This window comes from Chitinophaga chungangae (assembly GCF_017742215.1).
GTDB lineage: Bacteria > Bacteroidota > Bacteroidia > Chitinophagales > Chitinophagaceae > Chitinophaga > Chitinophaga chungangae.
This window is the reverse complement of record NZ_JAGHKP010000003.1, coordinates 211665-232388: the sequence shown is the minus strand read 5'-3', so window position 1 is coordinate 232388 and position 20724 is coordinate 211665. Positions and strand designations below refer to the sequence as shown.

General features: G+C 54.4%; 15 protein-coding genes. 2 read left to right on the top strand and 13 right to left on the bottom strand.

Going from position 1 to position 20724, the window contains the following annotated elements:
• Window positions 1–8: 8 nt before the first annotated feature.
• The gene (locus J7I43_RS15285) at window positions 9–1865 is read right to left on the bottom strand and encodes a hypothetical protein (RefSeq protein ID WP_209146593.1); all 1857 of its coding nucleotides are present in this window, start codon (window positions 1863–1865) and stop codon (window positions 9–11) included.
• Between the two features lie 306 nt (window positions 1866–2171).
• Entirely contained in the window at window positions 2172–2924 is a 753-nt protein-coding gene (locus J7I43_RS15280) for a LuxR C-terminal-related transcriptional regulator (RefSeq protein ID WP_209146592.1), read from the bottom strand.
• A gap of 288 nt (window positions 2925–3212) precedes the next feature.
• On the opposite strand from J7I43_RS15280, the gene J7I43_RS15275 reads away from it, so the two are divergent.
• Window positions 3213–4655, top strand: a complete 1443-nt coding sequence (locus J7I43_RS15275) for a PQQ-dependent sugar dehydrogenase (protein ID WP_209146591.1) — start codon at window positions 3213–3215, stop codon at window positions 4653–4655.
• A gap of 47 nt (window positions 4656–4702) precedes the next feature.
• Here the strand turns inward: J7I43_RS15275 and J7I43_RS15270 are convergent, their stop codons facing one another.
• The 7 genes from J7I43_RS15270 to J7I43_RS15240 all read right to left on the bottom strand — a co-directional run bounded on the left by J7I43_RS15270 (window position 4703) and on the right by J7I43_RS15240 (window position 14338).
• Window positions 4703–5968, bottom strand: a complete 1266-nt coding sequence (locus J7I43_RS15270; RefSeq protein WP_209146590.1) for a TCR/Tet family MFS transporter — start codon at window positions 5966–5968, stop codon at window positions 4703–4705.
• 71 nt (window positions 5969–6039) lie between these two features.
• Window positions 6040–7683, bottom strand: a complete 1644-nt coding sequence (locus J7I43_RS15265; protein WP_209146589.1) for an acyl-CoA dehydrogenase family protein — start codon at window positions 7681–7683, stop codon at window positions 6040–6042.
• A gap of 165 nt (window positions 7684–7848) precedes the next feature.
• A complete protein-coding gene (locus J7I43_RS15260) occupies window positions 7849–9393 on the bottom strand; it encodes a hypothetical protein (protein WP_209146588.1) in 1545 nt (514 codons plus the stop codon).
• A gap of 33 nt (window positions 9394–9426) precedes the next feature.
• Window positions 9427–9804, bottom strand: a complete 378-nt coding sequence (locus J7I43_RS15255; protein ID WP_209146587.1) for a hypothetical protein — start codon at window positions 9802–9804, stop codon at window positions 9427–9429.
• Between the two features lie 66 nt (window positions 9805–9870).
• Window positions 9871–11421, bottom strand: a complete 1551-nt coding sequence (locus J7I43_RS15250; RefSeq protein ID WP_209146586.1) for a putative Ig domain-containing protein — start codon at window positions 11419–11421, stop codon at window positions 9871–9873.
• Window positions 11422–11605: 184 nt separating this feature from the next.
• Entirely contained in the window at window positions 11606–12277 is a 672-nt protein-coding gene (locus J7I43_RS15245; RefSeq protein ID WP_209146585.1) for a hypothetical protein, read from the bottom strand.
• A gap of 216 nt (window positions 12278–12493) precedes the next feature.
• Window positions 12494–14338: a chloride channel protein gene (locus tag J7I43_RS15240; protein WP_209146584.1), complete on the bottom strand. Its 1845-nt coding sequence runs from the start codon at window positions 14336–14338 to the stop codon at window positions 12494–12496.
• A gap of 121 nt (window positions 14339–14459) precedes the next feature.
• Between J7I43_RS15240 and J7I43_RS15235 the strand changes: the two genes are divergently transcribed.
• Window positions 14460–15128, top strand: a complete 669-nt coding sequence (locus J7I43_RS15235) for a Crp/Fnr family transcriptional regulator (RefSeq protein ID WP_209146583.1) — start codon at window positions 14460–14462, stop codon at window positions 15126–15128.
• A gap of 4 nt (window positions 15129–15132) precedes the next feature.
• Here J7I43_RS15235 and J7I43_RS15230 read toward each other — a convergent pair whose 3' ends face one another.
• From J7I43_RS15230 to J7I43_RS15215, 4 genes are all read right to left on the bottom strand, one after another.
• Window positions 15133–17037: a glycoside hydrolase gene (locus J7I43_RS15230; protein WP_209146582.1), complete on the bottom strand. Its 1905-nt coding sequence runs from the start codon at window positions 17035–17037 to the stop codon at window positions 15133–15135.
• A gap of 253 nt (window positions 17038–17290) precedes the next feature.
• On the bottom strand, window positions 17291–18409 hold the full coding sequence (locus J7I43_RS15225) for a TlpA disulfide reductase family protein (protein WP_209146581.1): 1119 nt from the start codon (window positions 18407–18409) through the stop codon (window positions 17291–17293).
• A 32-nt stretch (window positions 18410–18441) separates the two neighbouring features.
• The gene (locus J7I43_RS15220) at window positions 18442–19863 is read right to left on the bottom strand and encodes a PKD-like family lipoprotein (protein WP_209146580.1); all 1422 of its coding nucleotides are present in this window, start codon (window positions 19861–19863) and stop codon (window positions 18442–18444) included.
• Between the two features lie 16 nt (window positions 19864–19879).
• Complete coding sequence (locus J7I43_RS15215) at window positions 19880–20713, bottom strand: DUF4843 domain-containing protein (protein WP_209146579.1); 834 nt, start codon at window positions 20711–20713, stop codon at window positions 19880–19882.
• Window positions 20714–20724 lie beyond the last annotated feature (11 nt).

Below are 20724 nucleotides of genomic sequence, written 5' to 3'. Positions count from 1 at the left end.
ATTTGAGTTTAATCCCAGTAATCGTTCTTTTTGGCCGTGCTGTCTTTCACCGGTTCTTTTTCAGCGGGCTTGCCCCAGAAATCATCCTCGTTTTTGACGGTTTTGCCGGCCGGCTGAGTGGCTTTATCCTCCTTTCCGGTGCCCCAGAAATTGGCGTTACCGCCGCTTCCAGATGATTTTTTTCCTTTGTAAGTGAATGTTTGGGTGTTCATTTCAGACTTTGCTGCGATAGACACGAATGCTTCCTGCATTTTTACAGCCTGATTTTCGTCTGTGTAATAACCCACCATTACGATATTTTTCTGCGCGCCGGAAGCTTTTTTCAACTCGCTGAGGATCGAATTTTTGAACGGCCAGGAGCCGTCGCCATACCGCTGTATCCTATAAACATTGCTAATCAGCATGGTGGGCCGTTGTTCAGTAACCGCCGCCGAATCCATTACGTAGCCGAAGAAATAGAGATTGTCTGCCGTCACCTTGTGCGACGACAGCGGCACGCCGCCTTCGGGGAAATTTTTCAGCAATCCTTTGCGCAACGTGAGCAAAGCCTGCCATTTCCGTTCCCTGATGCGCCTTTCTTCAGCTGCCCTTTCCCGTGCCAGCTGCTCGCGCGCTTCACGGGCGCGGCGCGCGGCCGCGGCATCCGTCGCCCAGTTGCTCACGGCGGTAGCGGCCCCTTTGAAGGCGGCAACATTGGCATTCGCATCCTTAAAAGCATAATCCATCGCTGCGGCATTATGGTTCCGGCTCGCACTGGCCATTTGCTCCCGCTGACCGCTGATGGCGGCATATTGCTGGCTGAACGCATTTTCCAGTTCTTCCAGCGATTCAAACGTGCCCTCGAGATGAGAAAGCTCCTGCATGCCTGACCTTGCTTCCGTTACCGCCCGCCGTGCATAAAAACTGCTGGCCGCCAGCTCTCCGTCGCGTTCGTCTTTCTGCCGCTGCGCGTTCATATGGTTCGTAAAACTGTTCATGGTAGAATCGAGGCGCCCCATAAGTTCCCGCTCGTTTTGCGCCTTTTGCGCCAGGTAAGCGTCTCTCGCGGGTTTGTTCCTTTGTTCGTTGTAATCGTTTTTTACCCGGTCGAAATGTTCTTTGCTGGTTTTGTAATAATTGCCGGAATTGTCTTTCACATAATAATTCCCCTCTTTATCTACCGCCATGGGCTGGGAGTTTTCCGAAGCGGCGGCCTGCCTGTTGTTTTGCGTGGCGGCGGAAGCCGAAGCGCTCTTTTTCCCGGCCCCCCAGTAATCGTCGTCGTTGTTGTTTTTCGCGGAAGCCGTGTTTTCCTGGGATTTTTGAGCGGCGCCTGCGTTGGCCGCTGTGTTTTTCGTTTGTTTTTCTTCCGCGAGTATTTTATCGATTTTGGCGATCTGGTCTTTGGGATATTGTTCTTTGCTCATCAGTACGGCCGCCTTCCCATACAACGAGCGCGCCCCGCTCCAGTTTTTTGCGTTAAAAGCGGCATCGGCCTCGTTGATCGTTTGCTGATAAGCTGTTTTGTCTTTCGCCGCTTTCGCCATGGCCAGTATCCTGCTTTCGATCACAGGGGACCCTTCCCAGTTCAGGAATACCAACCGCGAAGACACGAGATTTAGCGACAGGTGGTCCAGGATGGTGTTTTCCCCCACCATGCCCACTTCAGCATGGTCTCCGTCTCCGATGGTCACCCTTTTCCCGTTCTCGATGGAATTAGGGGCTATCTGTATGCTTATGCTGGTAATCCGCAACTGGTCGAATTCGTGCGACTTTTCCCCTTCAACCCCGCTTAAATCCGCTTCTTTATAGATATGGCCGTTGTATTTGTAGCGGCGCGAGCCGAACATCGGGATAAATTCCATCGACTTTATATTCAGATGCACAGACGCCGTATACTTATTCCCCAAAGACATCCGCGTGAAATAATAAGATCCAACCACCTTGATATCCAGCGGGCCGCGGGTCTGATTTTCGGGAGCCTGGTAAGTCCAGACAAATTCCCGGGGCGAAGATCTGTTGGAAGTTTGGGCGTGCAAAACCGGGGTTCCTGCCATCAAAAAACAGCAAATGGTCAGCCATTTCATATTATAGGAATTAGTGTGCGTGTAGTAGGTATTCGTACCGCAAATTTACCGGAATGAGCGGACTGAAAGGTATAGCCCTTTTGGGTCATTTTTTTATAAAAACAGCTAAATCAAGCCGTTAAGCACGCAGCTGCGGATCAGTTCGGCGGTATTTTTTACGCCCGCCTTGGAAAGAATATTCCGGCGGTGGTTTTTGACGGTATCCATCGCGAGGTTTAGTTTTTGGGAGATCTGCACGGTAGTGAGCCCTTCAGCGATCAGCCGCAGCACTTCCATTTCCCGGCGCGTAAAACGAAGGCTTCCGGGCTGATCGTTCAGTACGTGCATGTCGCAATAAGATGGTTCGTCATCGAGCCCGATGAGTGAGAGCTTATAATTATTGACGGAAACGAGGTGGCTGATGTCCGTATGAATATTAAGGCATTTGGCGTAGCCGCCATTCATGTCCCGCGTGAGCACGAGGTGCTGGTGAAGGAAGAGCCGGTACCCACCGTCCGCCCCTTTCATGCGGAGACAATAACTTCCTTTGTATTTCATCAGCTTGTCCCACCCGATCTCCTCAAACTTGCTGATAATGGCGGCTTCCGCCTTTTCCACGAAACCTGCATCATCCGGATGGATCAGGTCGAGTATATCTCTGAACGTTAAAGACCGCGGCTCCAGCCCATGAATTTCTTTCACGGAAGCGCTCATATGCGAAAGCGTCATATCGAAAAAGTCGATCACATAAAAATAGGACGGGCCCGCGGTAAATACGGAACTGACGATCTCGTCGAACCGGACAGGGATATCCGTTTTTTCGACGGACTTCATTTCGTGCTCCCACACCTGGTATAATTTCCTTATTTGAGGTTTCATTCGCGTGCTCTTGGTTGACGTATTTTTAAATATACAAATTATCGCACTGCTTTACCGTTGTTTCCGCAAAACCATGTATTGCCGCATTTTTACTGCTGAAAAAAAATTTCATCCCACCGCACAACCTTTCTCCGTTCATTTTCGTAATCATTTATTATCTCATTTTTTTCTTTACTGCCGTTATCAACCTGTCCCCTTCCTTCCGGTAAAGAAACTGAGCACTTTCTCTCTGCCTATCATGATTTTTTTAGTTCGTTTTGATTATTAACCGTCAAAAATTGAGAAACTATGAGAATCACTTCCACACTGGCTACACGCCCCTTCCGCCAAGGCCTTGCGGGGCCGCTGGCATTTATTTTCCTAAGCATGTTGCTGACGTTCGGCTGTAGAAAATTCGACGATCTGCCGAAGAAAGAAGTAACCCTGAAACTGATCGCAGACGGCCTTGTTTCCCCGCTTGGCGCCGTCGAATCGCCGGACAATACCGGCAGGCTTTTTATTCTCGACCAGGCGGGCAAGATCTGGATCGTAGACAAAAACGGCAATAAACTCGCCGCTCCTTTCCTCGACGTTAGCGGCATGATGGTGGCATTGAACCCCAACTACGACGAACGCGGGCTGCTGGGTTTCGCGTTCCATCCGGATTACAGGCAGAACGGCAAATTCTACGTCTATTACAACCGGCCCGCCAGAACGGGCGGCCCCGTACCCGGCGCGAACTGGAACAACCTCAGCCGTATCGCCGAATTTAAAGTGTCCGCCAATCCCAACATGGCAGACATGAGCTCTGAAAGGGTGCTGTTCGATATCGACGACCCGCAGTCTAACCACAATGGCGGTGCGCTGGCATTCGGGCCAGACGGCTTCCTCTACATCGCTATTGGCGACGGCGGCGGCGCCAACGACGTGGCCAACGGGCACGTAACGGACTGGTATCTTCCCAATGCCGGCGGTAACGGGCAGGACATCGATTCCAATCTCTTCGGCAACATCCTCCGCATCGACGTGAACAGCGGCAGTCCTTACGCCATTCCTCCCAACAATCCTTTCGTGGGCAAAGCCGGCATGGATGAGATCTACGCCTACGGTTTCCGCAACCCCTACCGTTTTTCGTTCGACATGGGCGGCAACAACTGGCTGTACGCCGGCGATGCCGGGCAGGTGCTGTATGAAGAGATCAACGTGGTAAGAAAAGGCGGCAATTACGGCTGGAACGTAAAAGAAGGCACGCATTGTTTCAACGCGGCCAACAACAGCGTTGAGCTGCCCGGTTGCCCGGCTACAGACGTATTCGGCATGAATTTCATCGACCCGGTGATCGAGGTGAACAACAGCGCGAACCCGGCGGGCGGCAGGGCCACCACCATCATCGGCGGCAACGTATACCGCGGGCGTGAAATACCCGAGCTCAGGGGCATGTACCTGTTCGGTAGTTTCTCCCAGCCCGGCGGCACACCCAACGGCGAACTGTTCGTAGCCAGCCCGCGCAACGGCGGCGGTTTATGGGATTACAGCGAAGTGAAACTGAAAGACCGGCCGAACGATCTCGGTTTTTACCTGAAAGGTTTCGGCCAGGACCTGGAAGGGGAAGTGTACCTCACCGTGTCTGGCGTAGCAGGGCCAAGCGGCGTTACAGGCCAGGTGTATAAACTGGTGAAAGAAAAAGGAAAAGGGCATGGAAACAACGACGACGACGATCGCCATGGCAACAGCGGTTATGGGAAACGATAAACTTCAACAAAAAAGCCGCGAATGATCGCGGCTTTTTTGTTGAATCGTTATTCTAATGGTAAGGTTTCTCTTTCCGCTTTCACCGGCAGGGGCCTCATCTTTCTTTCTCTGCTCAGCACCGCGTAAGTAATAAGTATGCTGAAGAAAATACAGATCGCCCCGAGTATGAAGTGAATGCCCGGGAACTGGAACGGCGCTTTACTGCTGGTGAAATAAGCGAAAGAACCGTTCATGATCAGCGGGCCGATAATGGTCGTTACGCTCATAAGCCCCGTGAGCGCGCCTTGCAGTTCGCCCTGCTGGTTGGGCGGCACATGGCCGGAGATGACCGATTGCAGCGAAGGGCCGCAGATACCGCCGAGGCAGTATGGCACGAGGAATGCGAACATCATCCAGCCTTCTGTGGCAAAGGCGAACAGTACCAGCCCTACGATGTACAACGAAAGACCGAGGTAAATGCTTTTTTCATTGCCGATCTTGGGGTTGACCACGCGGGTAAGCCCGGCCTGCACCGCACCCACCAGCACGCCCACTACCGCCAGTGAAATGCCTACCATTTTTTCGCTCCAGTTGAAACGGTAGATCGTAAAAAAGTTCCAGTTGCCCTGCACGGCCTGCGCGCCGAGGTAGATCAGGAAAAAGCTGGCCGCCAGCCCCCTGATCTCGGGATGTTGTGTAAGGAATTTCAGCGAGCCGAAAGGGTTTGCGCGTTTGATGTCGAAGGGCCGGCGGTTTTCTTTCGCCAGCGATTCCGGCAGCAGGAAATAACCGTATATGCAGTTGAGCAGGCACAAAGCGGCCGCCGCATAAAACGGCGCCCTGATGCCCCAGTTAGCCAGCAGCGCGCCCAGCGCAGGGCCCAGCACAAAACCGAGACCAAATGCCGCGCCGATCAGCCCGAAATTTTTTGCTTTGGAAGTTTCGTCGGTACTTACATCGGCGATATAGGCAGACGCTGTGGTAAAACTCGCGCCGGTGATGCCCGCTATTACGCGGCCGACGAACAGCCAGCCGTAAGTGGGCGCCAGTGCGAGAATGATGTAATCGATGCCGAAACCGAGCAGCGAAAGCAGCAACACCGGCCTGCGCCCGAAGCGGTCGCTGAGGTTGCCCACCATCGGCGCGAACACGAACTGCGTGATGGCGAAAATGGAAAGAAGATATGCGCCGTAGGTGCTCGCCTGGTTTACCGGGATGCCCTTTAGCTGCGCGATGAGGTCTGCCATTACGGGAATAATGAGCCCCCAGCCCATCACGTCGATCAGTAATGTCACGAAAATAAAGCCGATTGCCGCGCTTTTGGACGTTTTCATTCAGTTAGGTTTTTTACAGGTTTTGTGGTTGCAAATTTGCCGATTTTTTCACAGGTTTTTGAAAGGATTTTTCAGCTTTCCCGGTAGGTCCGGCCGATGGCCTCGTCCAGCGCCGCGCCGTTTTCCAGCGCGCCCCAGGTGAGGTTTCTTTTGGCCGAAAGCCGCGACTGGCAAAACAAATGCGCGATGGCCGGCGGCGCGATGCGGATCAGTTCGGCGGCCTGTATGGCCAGCGCCATCTTTTCAACGATCACGCGGGCTTTCAGCTCGTGCACGTCCGGCGAGGCCAGCAATTGCTCCAGGCTATCCAGGTGCCGCGAGAGGTCTGGATCCTGGCCTTTCGCCGCGCGGAAATAATTCATCATGGCTTCCATGCTGGCCGGTTCCTTGCGCATTGCGCGCAGCACGTCCAGCGCCTGCACGTTACCGGAGCCTTCCCAGATGGCGTTCACCGGTACGTCGCGGTAGAGCCTGGGCATGATGGATTCTTCCACGTAACCGTTCCCCCCGATGCATTCCAGCGCTTCGCCAACGGCGAGCACGGCTCTTTTTGTATTCCAGAACTTGCCCACCGCCGTGGCGATGCGCGTAAAATATATGGCTTCTTCGTCCGTCAGCGAATCGTCGAACCCTTTGGCAAGGCGCATCGCCAGCGTAACGGCCGCATCTGATTCCAGGCTCAGGTCTGCCAGCACGTTTTTCATCAATGGCTGATCGATCAGCTTTTTGCCGAACGTTTCGCGGTAAAGGCAATGATGAATGGCTTCCGCCACGGCGCGCTGCAGCGTGGCGGCCGATCCCGTGGCACAATCGAGCCGCGTGTGCCGCACCATTTCCATGATATTGGCGATCCCGCGGCCTTCTTCCCCGATGATCCGGCCCCAGGTTTCATGAAGCTCCAGCTCGCCCGAAGCGTTGGAACGGTTGCCCAGCTTATCTTTCAGCCGTTGAAACCAAAGCCGGTTCTTCGACCCGTCCGGCAAAAAACGCGGCACGAGAAAACAGCTCAGCCCGCCTTCAGCCTGCGCCAGCACCAGGAAGGCGTCGCTCATGGGCGCGCTGCAAAACCACTTGCGACCGGTGATCCGGTAAATACTGTTGCCTTCTTTTTTCGCAAAAGTGAGATTGCTGCGCACGTCGCTGCCGCCCTGCGGCTCGGTCATGGCCATGCCGAAGGTGACGCCCTTCTTTTCGAAATAAGGAACATGCCTTTCGTCGTAGTCGTTGGAAAGCACCAGCGGCAGCCATTCCTGTGCAATTGCCGGGTCTATCTCCAGCGAGGGCGTAACGGCGAACGTCATGGTCAGCGGGCAGCTGCTGCCTTCATCTATCTGTTGTTTGAGGTACGATAGAACGCTGTGGGCAAGATACCCGCCGCTGCACCTCGACGTCCATGCCACGGAATGCACGCCATACCGGATGCTGGTTTCCATCATTCGGTGATAGGCGGGGTGAAATTCCACCACGTCCAGCCGGTTGCCGAAGCGGTCGTGCGTGCGCAGGCGGGGCGGATTTTTATTCGCCAGGTCGCCCGCTTCCTGCATGTCATGGCCGCCCATCAGCAGGCCGAAAGCCGTAGCCTGTTCGGAAAAGGCGTTGCCGCCGTAAGCGTTCATCGCGGCCTGCAGCGCGGTGTTGGAAACAAATGAATTGTAATTTTCGAGTACGGGCGGCTGGTTAACCGTGCGCTGGAAATCAAAGCCCTGGGGATGCATGGTAACGGGTTTTGGCTGGTTAAATTTAAGCCAATTAGGGACATGGGCCGATAAATATATCCGCTGTGATTGCCGCGTTATGCAATTCGAAGAAACAAGCGCGCCTGCCGGTAAACCAGCAGGCGCACCCCGGCCCTGCAACTGCGGGCGCTGTTAAAAATCTGTTCAATAACCGATGTTCTTCACCGCACCTTTTCCCAACCGCTCTGCCAGCTGCGCGAGGTAAAGGCTCGATGGCGCAACCGGCTTGCCGTGGGAATCAAAAATGCCTTCCGGCAGGTACGGGACCGTATCGAAAGGGATCGCTCTTTTGGTTCTTTCGCCTTCACTGCCGATCACCCAATTGGCCGAGCCGGGCGGCTGCTGGTTGAGAAAAGTTTTGGCTTTGCAGTTCCATGCTACGGCCCAGCCGATCGACCAGCCGTGACCCGAGCCCATTACGCCGCGGTTCATAAAATCAATGCCGCCCGTGGGCACGTTGCAGTTGTCTACCAGCACGGCAGTAGCCCAGCGCTGATGCGGCTGGATCCATCCGTTGCCGGTGAACGTGCAATGCAGCAGCACGATAGGGCCGGATACTTTGGCGCCGGTGGCGAAATAAAAAACATTGTCGCCCTGGATGTTGCATCGATTGAATAAAATCTGCGAGCCGCTGCCATTCAGGTCTGCAGGCTTGGCCGCGCCTTTGGACGGCGTTTCGTGCCGGATGTTCACACGGTCGAGCGTTACGCGTTTTGCGTCGGATACGCTGATGCTGTTCATGGTATTCAGCGCTTCGATATTCCTTGCCCAGGCATCCACCGCGTTGCGGATCGTAAATGCTTTGTGATGGCCTTCGCTGATGGTGCCGGACTGTGTGGGAGAAACGATGCGGAAGTTTTCAAGGCCCACCTGTTCTATTTCCCCGCCGGAGATGATCTTCGATACCCTTACGCCGCCATTGCCGAGGTAAGCCGCGTCGTAATTATCGGTGAGCGGAAGGGTGACGGTCACTTTTTTCCCTTCGATCTTCGCGATCACACGGTCTACCGTAATATCTCCCGTGATCCAGATTTGTTTTTTACCGTCGCGCACAAGGCTGTCCATCCCCATAAAATGCACCCAGGCAGGCGTTACAGGGCGGCTGATGCGCACCACGTCTCCCACGGCCAGGCCCTTCGTATCGGAAAGATGGAAAACGCTGGCGTTGACGGGTACATATGCATCGGTGAGCACAGCGGTAAAACCCGTTTCCCGCACGTTCGCCCCGCCTCTCACCGAAATGCCGGTATGCGGCGCGCCCGTAAGGTTCAGCACAGTGCCTTTCTCTCCGTTTCCGCTGCCGCGTATCACGATGCCGCTTGCCGTAATATTGATCGTTTTGTCGCAGTTGTAAACGCCCGGCTTCAGCAGCAACACGCCCCTGAAACCATTCACGAGACTGCGTTTCGACAGCTCGTCCACCGCCTGCTGGATAGCCGCGGCGTTGCCGCCGGATTGTGCGTCGAGCGTAATAGTAACGACGGGAGAAGGAATGGGCACGCCGCCGCCCATGTATCCTGCGTAAGAAAAGTCGGGGATGCGGTCGCCTTTTTCGAGCGTTTTATATGCCAGTTTCCCGCCCGGACCAAAGTAAGCCCATTCACTTTTTGCCTGTGCGTATGTTTCGCGCGGAAGCGCGGACATCATTAAAAAAGCTGCTGCGCAAAGCGCATAAAAATGTTTTTTCATAACGTGATTTTTTTAGCACAGCAGCGAAACGGTTTATTCCGGGTTCCCCGAAACCGGCTGTACTGCTGGTTTTTGTTGTGCAGGCGGAAGGTTCCTGGTTTCCTCTTTTACCATCCACTGCGTGAGCTTGTATTTTGGCAACATTTCGTTGAGCCTTTTCTTCAACCACTTGCTGACCAGCTCAAACACGATAAATCCGATGATGATCGAGATCACCCATTCCATCGTGGTGTACGTGTGTTTGTCCACCACTGTTTTCCGCGCGGTAAGCCCCCAGAGGTTGCGGATGCTGCGCGTGGTGAAGAAGTGAGACACCAGCCTGGTGGAAGCCATCCCGATCACAAACCCCAGGAAATTGCCGATGTAATTATTGTAAATGTATTCAACGAACTTTCTGACGATCGCGTTCATATAAATGAATTTTAACATGCCAATATAATCGCTAAAACCGGATTATACCAGCAGGTTGCACAAAATTCATTTTGTTTTCCGGAGACTGATCATCACTACGCCGTGCCGGTTCACCGGCGCGGAAAACCGGCCTTCGAACGTACCGATATCCTGTTGCCGCCAGAGGTCCCGCACGATGTATCTGCCGCTGATGCCCAGTTCTTCCCATTTCACCGTAACCTGTTGAACGCCATCGTCTGCCAGGTTAAAAAGACCGGCCGCCTTGGAGCCGTCTTCCATGTCTTTGGCCATCACGCCCACATCGTCGCCCTGCCGCGATACGATGACCGCCTGTTTGCCCAGCGGGTCCTGGTTAACGGCCAATACCTCGTCGTTGGTAAGGAGGCCGATCGTGAAATCGTCGAGGCGGGTCATATCGCAGCCCAGCAGCAGCGGTACGGCCATCAGGCACCATGCGCTCATATGTGTGTATTGTTCGTCAGGCGTGAGTTTGCTCGGCCATTTTTCAGGAGCGTTCCAGCCCACCACGCCCACGATCATCATGTCCGGATCGTTCCAGTGGCCGGGGCGCGCGTAGGGCGCCCATTTGTCCTGCGTAAAAATGCGGCTCTTCAGGCTTTTCCAGTTGTCTTTAATATCGCCGCCGGTGCGCCATGCGTTCGATACGGTGCTGAGACCGGCGATGGTTGCGAAAGGCGTGGAATTGGAAAGGCTCAGCACTACGTCTCTCCCGCTGTTGCGGAGGCCGTCGTACATCGCTTTGGTTTCAGGCATTTCTATCGGGTTCCAGTCGTATTTCAGGTAATCGAAGCCCCATTTTGCGAATTGTTTGACGTCGTTACCGAGGAAAGAATAAGTGCCGATGGCGTAAGGCAGCAGTTTTTTATTTCTCGGCACGTTTTCTTTGGTGCGCTCAAAAATGCCTTCTTTGTTCATGGAAGAACCGCCGATGCGGTGACCGTACGATTCCACCCAGGGCGTGGAGTAAGTGCCGATCTTCAACCCCAGCGCATGCACTTCGTCGCAGAGCGCCTGCATATCGTGGAAACGCGCGGTATCCGGCAGGATGGCATAAAATTCGCCGCCGCGGCGGCCCTGCCATCCGTCGTCGATATTCATGTAGCTCCAGCCGTGATCGATCAGTCCGCTGGAAGCCATGGCCCGCGCCTGTGCGCTCACCTGCGCCTGCGTGATGCGGGTGCCGTAGATGTTGTAATGGTTCCAGCCCATCGGCGGGGTGAGCGCGATCTCTTCGCCCACTACGAGCCGCAGTTCGCGTTTGGCTTCGCCGGAACTGTTTTTCGCGGAAAGTTTGAGAACATAAGTGCCGGGTTTGGTCACGCTTCCGCTGATGCGGCCGGTGGCGGCGTTCAGTTTTACGCCTTTGGGAAGGCCGCTGGCGGAAAAACGCATCGGTTTTTCGCCGCTGGCGGGAATGGTGAACAGGATGGGATGCCGCGGCCGTACGCCGAATACTTTCGGCCCGTTGATGCGCGGGGCGGGGCTTTGTTTGGGCGTGAGTATCACCGCATTGCCGGCGGGCGCAACGGTGCTCTGCGCCTTCGTTCCCGCGCATAGCAGCAGCAACATTAGCAGTGTGCAGATGTAATGTTTCACAAAGTGGAATTTTAGACCATAAAGAACCGGATTGTTCCGCGTTTCTGCTGGTATAAAAATGCTCAATCCCAATACTGCATTCGCTCAAATGCAGCTTCAGCAATCTTTTTGGGGCGATGCGGCGTTCGGGGAAAAATTATTGTAATTACTGTAACAGGTATACGAAATTTTTAACTCACCGGTATCAATATACCGCGAAAGACATCGAGCGGGTAATTCTCCATCCTTTTCCCTTGTTTTCCAACTGCAACAACTCTTTCCTGCCGCAAAGATCGCCGCATTTAAATTCGTAAAACACCAACGCTTTGTCCATCCGTTTGTTAAACACCATGCGCGAGAGCCGCAGCCGCCCGATTATCCATTCGTTGCGCCGGCGCGCTTCTTCCATCGGTCTTGTCCGCGCGGTATGAAGGCTGAACGCGGCGGGCGGATATTCGTCCATATTCGTATTCAGCTGGTCGATCACGGCCTGTCGGTCGGGGGAAATGCTGTCGAGCAAAGGAAATAATCTCCCCGCCGCGTCGGGATATTCCCGCTGTTCCGTTTCCGCATCGTTTAATTGCGGCATGCGGAACGTATCCAGTACTAGTGTCCAAAACCGCGAGGTATCACCAAACAGCCGGTTGTGCAGTCGTACCTTTTCTTTACGGGCCGCGGCGGAATCTTTTATTCCAAGGTCAAACAGTTTTTCCTCATCCTCCCCGAGATAGATATTGTACGTTCTCCGCGCAACGATCTCGTTGAGCAGATCGTTGTATGCATCCAGCCGCGCGTCGCCAGTATCGCTGGCCTCAAACTTCAGTTCCTGCCGGCAGGCGGCAGCCAGTGTCAAAAAAATCAGTAATGGCAATCTCATAACGGTAAGACGCCGTATTATACATTTTCCACAATATGCTCTATATCGGTTACGCGATCTTCTCTTCATAACCGATCCGTGCAGATATAACAACGAAAATACCACTGCTCGATCAATATCGTATTGAACTAAACCAGTTAAAAAAAGCAGCCTGTCTAACCTTCCGTGCTATGAAGCGGAGATTAGCAGGCTGCAACACAAGAATCCATCCATCAACTATTTTCCCAGCCATTTACGGCTGCTTACGATCAGTTTATTCCGCCTTCTTTTCACGGAAATGGCCTGCTGCTGCTTTTCCGCGGCATTGCGGCGCCGGCGGTACGCGGCAAATACGTGCGGCGCGGTTAGCAGTCCCACGATCTGCGAACGGTCTTCTTTCCGCAATACGGGCAGGTACGAAAGCCCGTGTTTGTCCATCAGCTGCACGGCGAGATCGAGACTGCTGGCGGGATATACCCAGGGACTGCCCGGGCCGAGCAGCGACTGAATTTTTTCTCCGTCCTGCGCCTGGTAAAGCAGGTTCGCATTCACGACGCCTGCAAAACGCCCTTCGCCGTCTTCCACCACGAACAATTGTTGCGGGCTGCCTGCCGCACGGAGCTTCGTTTTCACCCCGGCTACATTTTCTTCGGGCGATACGGTGATGAACTGGCCGGACATACCGTCTGCTACGCGCAGCGTCTGCAGGATGTCCGGCTCGTAGGCTTCCGGCGTGGCGATGCCGCGGCGGCGGATCTTCTCCGTCATGATCGAGCCTTTCATCATAAAAAACGACACGAAATAAGAGGCCGTACAGGCGCCCAGCAGCGGCAGCAACCCGTGCGCCTGCATGGTGGTTTCCAATGCGAACACAATGGAAGTGAGCAATGCGCGGGCCGCGCCGGCAAACATTGCCGCCATGCCGATCAGGGCGCAGGTGGGCAGGTTGATGCCGCTTTGCGGAACAAAATGCAGCACGATCATGCCCAAACCGAGGCCTGTAGCGCCTCCTATCGTGAGCAACGGCGCGAGCGTACCGCCCGACGTGCCGCTTCCCAGCGAAATGGCCCAGGAGATGAATTTCATGAAACACAATCCCAGCACCAGCTGCAGGGGAATGGAGCCGGTGAGCAGGTCGGAGATATTATTGTATCCCACGCCCAGCGTGTAGGGCGCGAAATAACCCACCACGCCGATGGCAACGGCGCCGATGGCGGGCCACCACATCCAGTGAACAGGGAGGTGTTCGAAAAGGTCTTCTATTAAATAAATGCTTTTGGAGATCAGCGCGGAGATCACGCCTATTACGGCGCCCAGCACGGTGTACCAGATCAGCGCGCCGTAGGTGGGCGCGGCGATATCGGGCATGGCGAAAACCGGCGCGGTGTCGAACAGCGCGAAGTGCATCGCCGCGCCTGTGGCGCAGGCCAGGGCTACGGGAATAATGGAGCGGGGCGAAAACTCGAACAACAGTAACTCGATCGCAAGCAGCACTGCGGCTACCGGCGTGCCGAAAATGGCGGCCATACCGGCCGTGGCGCCCGCTGTGAGCATCACTTTCCTTTCATTCGGCGAGATCCGCATGATTTGCCCGGCAAATGAGCCGAAAGCGCCACCCGTGGAGATGATGGGCCCTTCCGCGCCGAACGGCCCGCCCGTACCGATGGAAATGGCGGCGGATAAAGGTTTTAATAAGGTAATGATCGGTTTGATGCGGCTTTCGTTCACCAGCACCTGCTCCATGGCTTCGGGAATGCCATGGCCGCGGATGGCCGGGGAGCCGAGGCGCGCCATCAGCCCCACGATGAGGCCGCCGACGATGGGCACCACCACAACCCAAATGCCCAGCTGGTTATGCGCCGGGCTGGATTCATGGAAAGAGAACTCTCCATAAAATGCGAGATTGGTAATCAGGCTGATAAGCGCCACCAGCAGCTTCGCGATAAAGCCGATGATAACGGCGTTGATAACGGCCTGTATCGTCACATACAGCACTCTTCTTGAAACGGGCCTTTCCTGCCCGTCTTGCTGCCCTTCGTCCAGCAATGCGTCCAGCGAAGGGGCAACAGGTATTTTGCTCATATTCGTTTTGGAAATTTTCTGCAAAGATATTGCCTTCGCAATATTATTCCATGATATTTCAAAAATAATATTAACATTTTATTGCCGACGCAATTAATCATTTTCTGTTATTTTTGCGCCCATGACGCATCACCCGAACTGTTTTTTGCACCGGCACTGCCTGCCGGAATGGAAAGCCGCCATAGACGCCAATGCCCGCCTCGTCAGCCTGAAGAAGGGTACAGTCGTGTTCCGTGAAGGCGATCTCGTGGAGGGGTTCTATTTTATCCATTCCGGTAAGGTGAAAGTGCATAAATACTGGGGGGAAGAAGGGAAAGACCTGGTCATCAAGTTCGCCGGCGAAGGCAACCTGCTGGGGCATCGCGGCCTGGTATCCGGCGAGGTGTACCCCGTGTCTGCCACGGTAGTGGAAACGGTGGAAGCCTGTTTTATCAGCCCCGAGTTTTTCCAGGCCACGATGCTCGTGAACCACGAGCTGGCCTATAAAATGATATTGCTGTATGCGGACGAGCTGCAGCAGGCGGAACAGTCCATGCGCGACATGGTGCATATGAACGTGAAAAGCCGCATCGCCAAAAGCCTGCTGAAGCTGGAAGAGATCTTCGGGAAAGACGAAGCGGGATTTATCAACGGCGGCCTCAGCCGGCAGGACGTTGCTTCTTATGCCGGCACCACCTATGAAACGCTTTTCAAAACCCTCAACGAATGGATGGCCGAAGGCATCGTTACTTCAGCCGGCAGGCAGATCGCCATCCTCAACGCTCCCAAACTGCAGAAAATCGTGCAATAACCTGCTATTCAGCCATCAAAGTCGTGTAAGTGGTTGCGCCGAGCTCCAGTTCCGCACGGCCGTTTTTCACCGTCGCCGGTTTTTCTTCCTGCATATTCCTCGTTTTATCCGTAACGATCACTTTCAGCGAGCGAACGTTGCGCGGCAATCCTTCAATGATGGTTTTCCGCGTGGCGCCGTTGTTTACGAGATGGATCACGTATTGTCCTTTTTGATGGTCGCCCAGCGCGGCGATCGTTACATCTTCTTTGTCAGACGTAACTTTCAGCGCTTTGAGCCCTGCGGGGGCAGACGACAGCTGTTTCAGGTTCCAAAACCTTTGCGTGGGGCGAAGCGGTGAGCGGTCGCCGAAGATACCGCCGCCCGCCATTACCGAATAATCTGCAGTAAGCTGCCATTGCAAGATGGAAGCGGGCTGGCAGATATTGAGCAGGCGTGTGTACAGGTTGATCTCTTCCCTGGCATAAGTTTCTTCAAGGAATACTTGCGGGTAACCCCATGCCTGTGCATCGATGCTGCCTTCGGCCACGAGCAGCGGCAGGCGGAGCTTTGCGGCGGCGTCCGCCCATTTTTGCAGCGTACGCTCGTCCCAGCCGCGCCAGCTGTGGAAAGACACCGCGCCGATGTAAGGCAATGCGGCAGCATCGTTCATCGCGGGATAAATAAATTGGTAAGAATTGGCGTCGGAATTATCGCCGAGCAGGAGTTTCGTGCTGAGGCCGCGTTGTTGCAGATGCGCGCCCATGCCTTTGATAAATGCTGCGTGCTCCTCTCCCGTTTGCCGGATGTTGATGCCGAGATCGGATTCGTTGAAAGAAAACATCGCGATCTCCACACCATAATGTTCCTTCACGAACTGAATGTAATCGCCGATGGAACGGTAGATCGCTTCCATGCTGGCGGTATCCAGCGGGTTGCCCCAAACGCCTTCCGGCGTGGGCGCAAAACGCGGCTCGCCGATCACGGCCCAGGCCGGCGGAGACCATGCGGAAAGTATCACGGGCATTCCCATTTTTCCCAGCCGCTGCGCCATTTCCATCGCTCTTTGCACTTGCGGGTGCAATTTGCCCGCATGGGCGGAATCCAGCGGGTTGCCGGTTTTCTTCACCTGCCAGAAACGCCAGGGCATTTCCACTCTTCCCCAGGCCAGGCGCATGTTTTGCAGGCAATAATCGATCACCTGCGGGTCGGTGGCGGCGTTTTGCAGCCTGAAGTTACCGCCAAAACCGTCGAATGCGCGGCCTTCGTTGGCTGTTTCGATCGTTACGTGCACGAGGCTGGTATCTGCAGTGCCGGAGGTTAACAGCGTGAGGGAAAGGCTCGCCGTTCCTCCTTTCTCCAGCCTGCCTTCATGAATGGGGAGATATAATTCGAAATTGCCGTTTTTGTTTTGTTGAATGCGGAAAGCTGAAGGTTTGGAAAGATGAATGGTAAGACTGCGCCCGGCCGCGCGGAAGCCGATCTTCCCGGCAGTGCCTGCAATGCCCGCCGTTATTGCCTTTGCAGGCAAACCGTCTGCCTGCAGCACAGCTTTCCCGTACCACTTTCCGGGCAATGTTACACAAAAGTAGATCCCGTCTTCAGTAACTTCCTTCGCCGTTACTTCCACCATTACGGCGGCGGAACCTGTACCGCCGTCCCGCACCGTTTCCATAAAATCCAGCTGCCCGATCGCGGTGGTTACCACCTGGCCGCCGTTTTTACGTTCGTATTTCGGGCGTTGCCTTTCTTTCCCGGTAGCACGGGTCATTTCTTTTCCCCCAACTCTCAGGGAGGTTTCAAATTCCATGAGCTGCCCGTTGACACGAATGCCGCGGATGTTGCCCCAAGGCATTAGCTCGGTTTGCGCCATGGCTGTTTCTGCAAAACAACTTAAAATGACGAGTAAAGTCAGCGTGATGATCTTCATAATGCGGATGTGGTAAAGCCGGGATAAAAATAACAGCAAAAACGGGGAAAAGGGTATCGTTTTGTAAAAAAACAGGGGTGAATATGTAGCAAAACGCCGGATCTCGCGGCGGGTATGTACATCCTCGTGTTCTACGACACCGATAACAACAACATGATCGTAGACGGGCAGCAGAGCAAGATCATTAAATAAAAAAAAACTGCGCCGGCATAAAATACCGGCGCAGCGATGGACTACAAAACAGGGTTTCTTTTTATTTGATCAGAACGGCCAGTTGTTTTTCCAGGTTCTCCCCTCTCAGGTTCCTCGCAAGGATCTTGCCTTCCGGGGAAATGAGGAAGTTAGCCGGCACGCCGCGGATATTGTACATCTTGGCCACGGCATTGTTCCAGTATTTCAGGTCAGACACGTGCGTGAAAGATTCCAGCCCGTCTTTTTTGATAGCGGCCAGCCAGGCGTCTTTTGCGTCCTGCTTGTCCAGCGACACGCTCAGCACTTCGAAGTTCTTCGATTTGTACGCTTTATGAGCGGCCACCACGAAGGGGTTTTCAGCGCGGCAGGGCCCGCACCAGGAAGCCCAGAAGTCCAGCAGCACGTATTTGCCGCGGAAGTCGGAAAGATGAACGGGTTTGCCGTTAACGTCGTTCTGCACGAAATCTGGCGCAGTGCCGCCGATGGCCAGTTTGCCTTCCATATTCATCATGCTGCGGAACTCTTTGCCCTCGCGGGAATTACGCACCGATTCGCTGAGGCTGGCAAACATCGGTTCCAGCTCTTTTACGTTCATGTTATTGCCTACAGACACTTCTTTCAGTGCCACGATGCTGAAAAAGGAATTGGGGTTAGCAGCAATGAACTCCCGCTGTTTGTTGCGGCGCAGTTCTATCGCCTTCCGGAAACGCCCGTCCAGCCACTGCATGAAGGTAGTATCGTTACGCTGCACTTCGGACGAGCCGCCGTAAATGCGGTTGATGGACGCCATCGCGGAATCGTACCCGGAAATAAAAAGTTTGTACCGGTCAAATTCTGTGTTCAACGCTGAACCTGTGATCTTCGCCTTGCCCAGCTCGTGTTCGCTGGTGATGTTCATCTCTCCTTTTTCAAGATAAAACAGCAGGCGGTCCGGCTCGCCGCCCGGTTTGGCGATCAGCTGCATCATGGCCAGGTCCGCAAAGGGAACATCACCTTTGAACTCGAACACGCCGTTCACGATCTCGGCGGAATCTTTGATGGCTTCGCCGTTCAGGTGACAATCCAGGTAAACTTTTGCGGGGCTGTTATAATTGCCCACTTTTCCTTTCAGCAGATATTTGCCTTGCGCGAAGCCCAGGGCCGGGCAGGCTACGGCGGCCAGTAACAACCATTTTTTCATTGTCGGTCTTTTTGTTTTAGTGGTTTCCGTTATTAATTTTCGCGGACCATGATATCCGCCGGTTCGCCGGGGATGCCGTCCGTTTGTTTTTCTATCGTTCCGTTGTGCCCGGTGCTGGTGTTCAGGTAATACACGCTTCCTTCCACGCCGGCGATCAGCTGGTTGCCGTTGTTCACGAGTTTCAGCATGGTGATGCGTTTGCCGCCGAAATTGGCGTCCAGCGGTTTTACTTCCTTATTCAACGGGTTGTAGCGGTAAATTTTGTCGTTGGACGTAAAAAAGAACACGCCTACCGGTGAAGTTTGCCACAGCGTGCCGGCGGTCAGCAGCGCGGCGCCTGGAAACTCCCGTTTGTTTTTTGCGCTGAAGAGGCTTTTGTCCTGCGACCAGTCGAGGCTGAACTGCAATTCCAGTTTTTTGCCCGCGCTGTCGATAAATGCATAACAGGCATTGTCGCTGATGCGGTCCATGAACAGCAGCTCCGCGTTGCCCAGCTTTTTGGGGTTAAACGCGGTGTCTGTAAGGGTATAGGTAGTATCGTAAAAATTGCTGAGGCTGAAGCGTACGAATTGTTTTTTTCTTTTCTCGAAGCCCAGGTAATAACCGGCATTCGGCTGTTCGTACGCATTGGTAATTACGCGCGGGTGCAGCTGGTAATCGCCGCCCATCGGCTCGCCCCAGAAGCCGTAATACGGCCAGAACGGAGCGGTTTCGGTGGCGCCGAGGAACAGTTTGCCGTTGATCACCGCGGTTGTAACGCCGTTCGGCATGTTGATGAACGTGCTTACTTCACGCATGGGCGGCGCGGTGTAAAAGTTCTCTTCGAGGGATTTTGCGCGGATCAGCGTGTTGGCGTCTACCTGCACGGCGCCCGTTCCTTCGCCGCTGTAGGTCACCCAGAAATAGGTGAGCTGGTTCATGTAGAACTGGTTCCTCACGGGCACCAGCTGCATGCCGCCGCCGGGAATGGCGGTGTTGTTGATGTTGGTGTAGATGTCCGGCTGCAAAGTGCCGTCTGATTTCACAAAGCTGATCACGCTGCGGTTGTTGAAATTGCTCAGCACCAGCGTGCCGCGGGTGAACTGGGTTTGCCCTTTCACCACGAACTTGTAATAATATTTCTGTTTTGTGTTGTTGTCTGTCACGATCAGCAAAGCATTGTAACGGTTGGCGCCGAGGCCGAACACGATGCGCAGCTGCTGCCCGTCGTATTCCACGGCCATGGCCCTTTCCGGCACATCGATCTTCCAGTGGCAGGAATAATCGTTTTTACCGGATTGCAGCGTGATCACGGGCTCTATGATCAGGCTGTCGCCGGAAATGGCGTTGTAAGCCGTATCCAGCCCGCTGATCTTCGGTTCGGGAACGGCGATGTAATCGTAATTCCCTTTGTCTTTTGAACAGGCGGCCAGCAGCCACCATCCGCCCAGAATATATAACAGGTGTTTTTTCATGTTTTGCTGTTTGGCGTTAAACGATCCGTTTACCGTTCTCGTCCGTGAAATAATATTTGTTATCCGCCGGGTTCAACTCCAGCAGGTATTTTTTCTCCGGGTTGGTAACACTGAAGAAGTTGTATTTGCCGGCACCGGCAGGCTCCAGCGTATAACCGGCCTGCGGGTTCTCTTCCACCCAGCTCACCGGGCTGCCTAAAAAGTTCCTGAAACGGCGCGTGTAATACAGTACTTTGGGCAACACCTGCGCGTCGAAGGTGCGCGGCAGCTCGGAGGTGCCGGTAACGCGGATGAACAGTTCATATTTCACGCGGGAATAAGCGCCTATCTCGGAGCTCCATACGTCCCACCAAACGGGCTTCTCCAGCCGGTTGGAAAATATCACCTTGGCGGAATCGTACGCCGGGTTGGGCACGGTAAAATCTTCTGTGGGCAGCAGGCGCAGCTTCAGGCGAACGGTGGTGCTAGTCAGCGCAGGATCGGACGCCATTAGGATGATAGGCACCCGTGCCACACCGCTGTCCGCGGGCATTTCGTATTCTTTTTCCAGGGCTTTGTAATGTTTGTCCGCCACGGCCGTGGTAGCGCTGTCTACCGGCGCGATGCGGAAAAACCGCGCTTCGCTGCGGCGCGACCCGGTAATACGCACGGGCAGCCAAACCGTGTCTACAGACTTTTCTGGGAACAATGCGAAGGAATACAGCACGCTGTCTGTACGCAGATTGTTTTTCAGCGGGTCGTTGAAGTCGAAATACACGCCGTCCGGTGAGGAAAACAGCTGCTCTTCCGTTTTTTTGCAGGCGGAGAGCGCCGCGGCGGTTATGAAAATATAGGTGAGGATCTTTTTCATCGCTGTTGTTT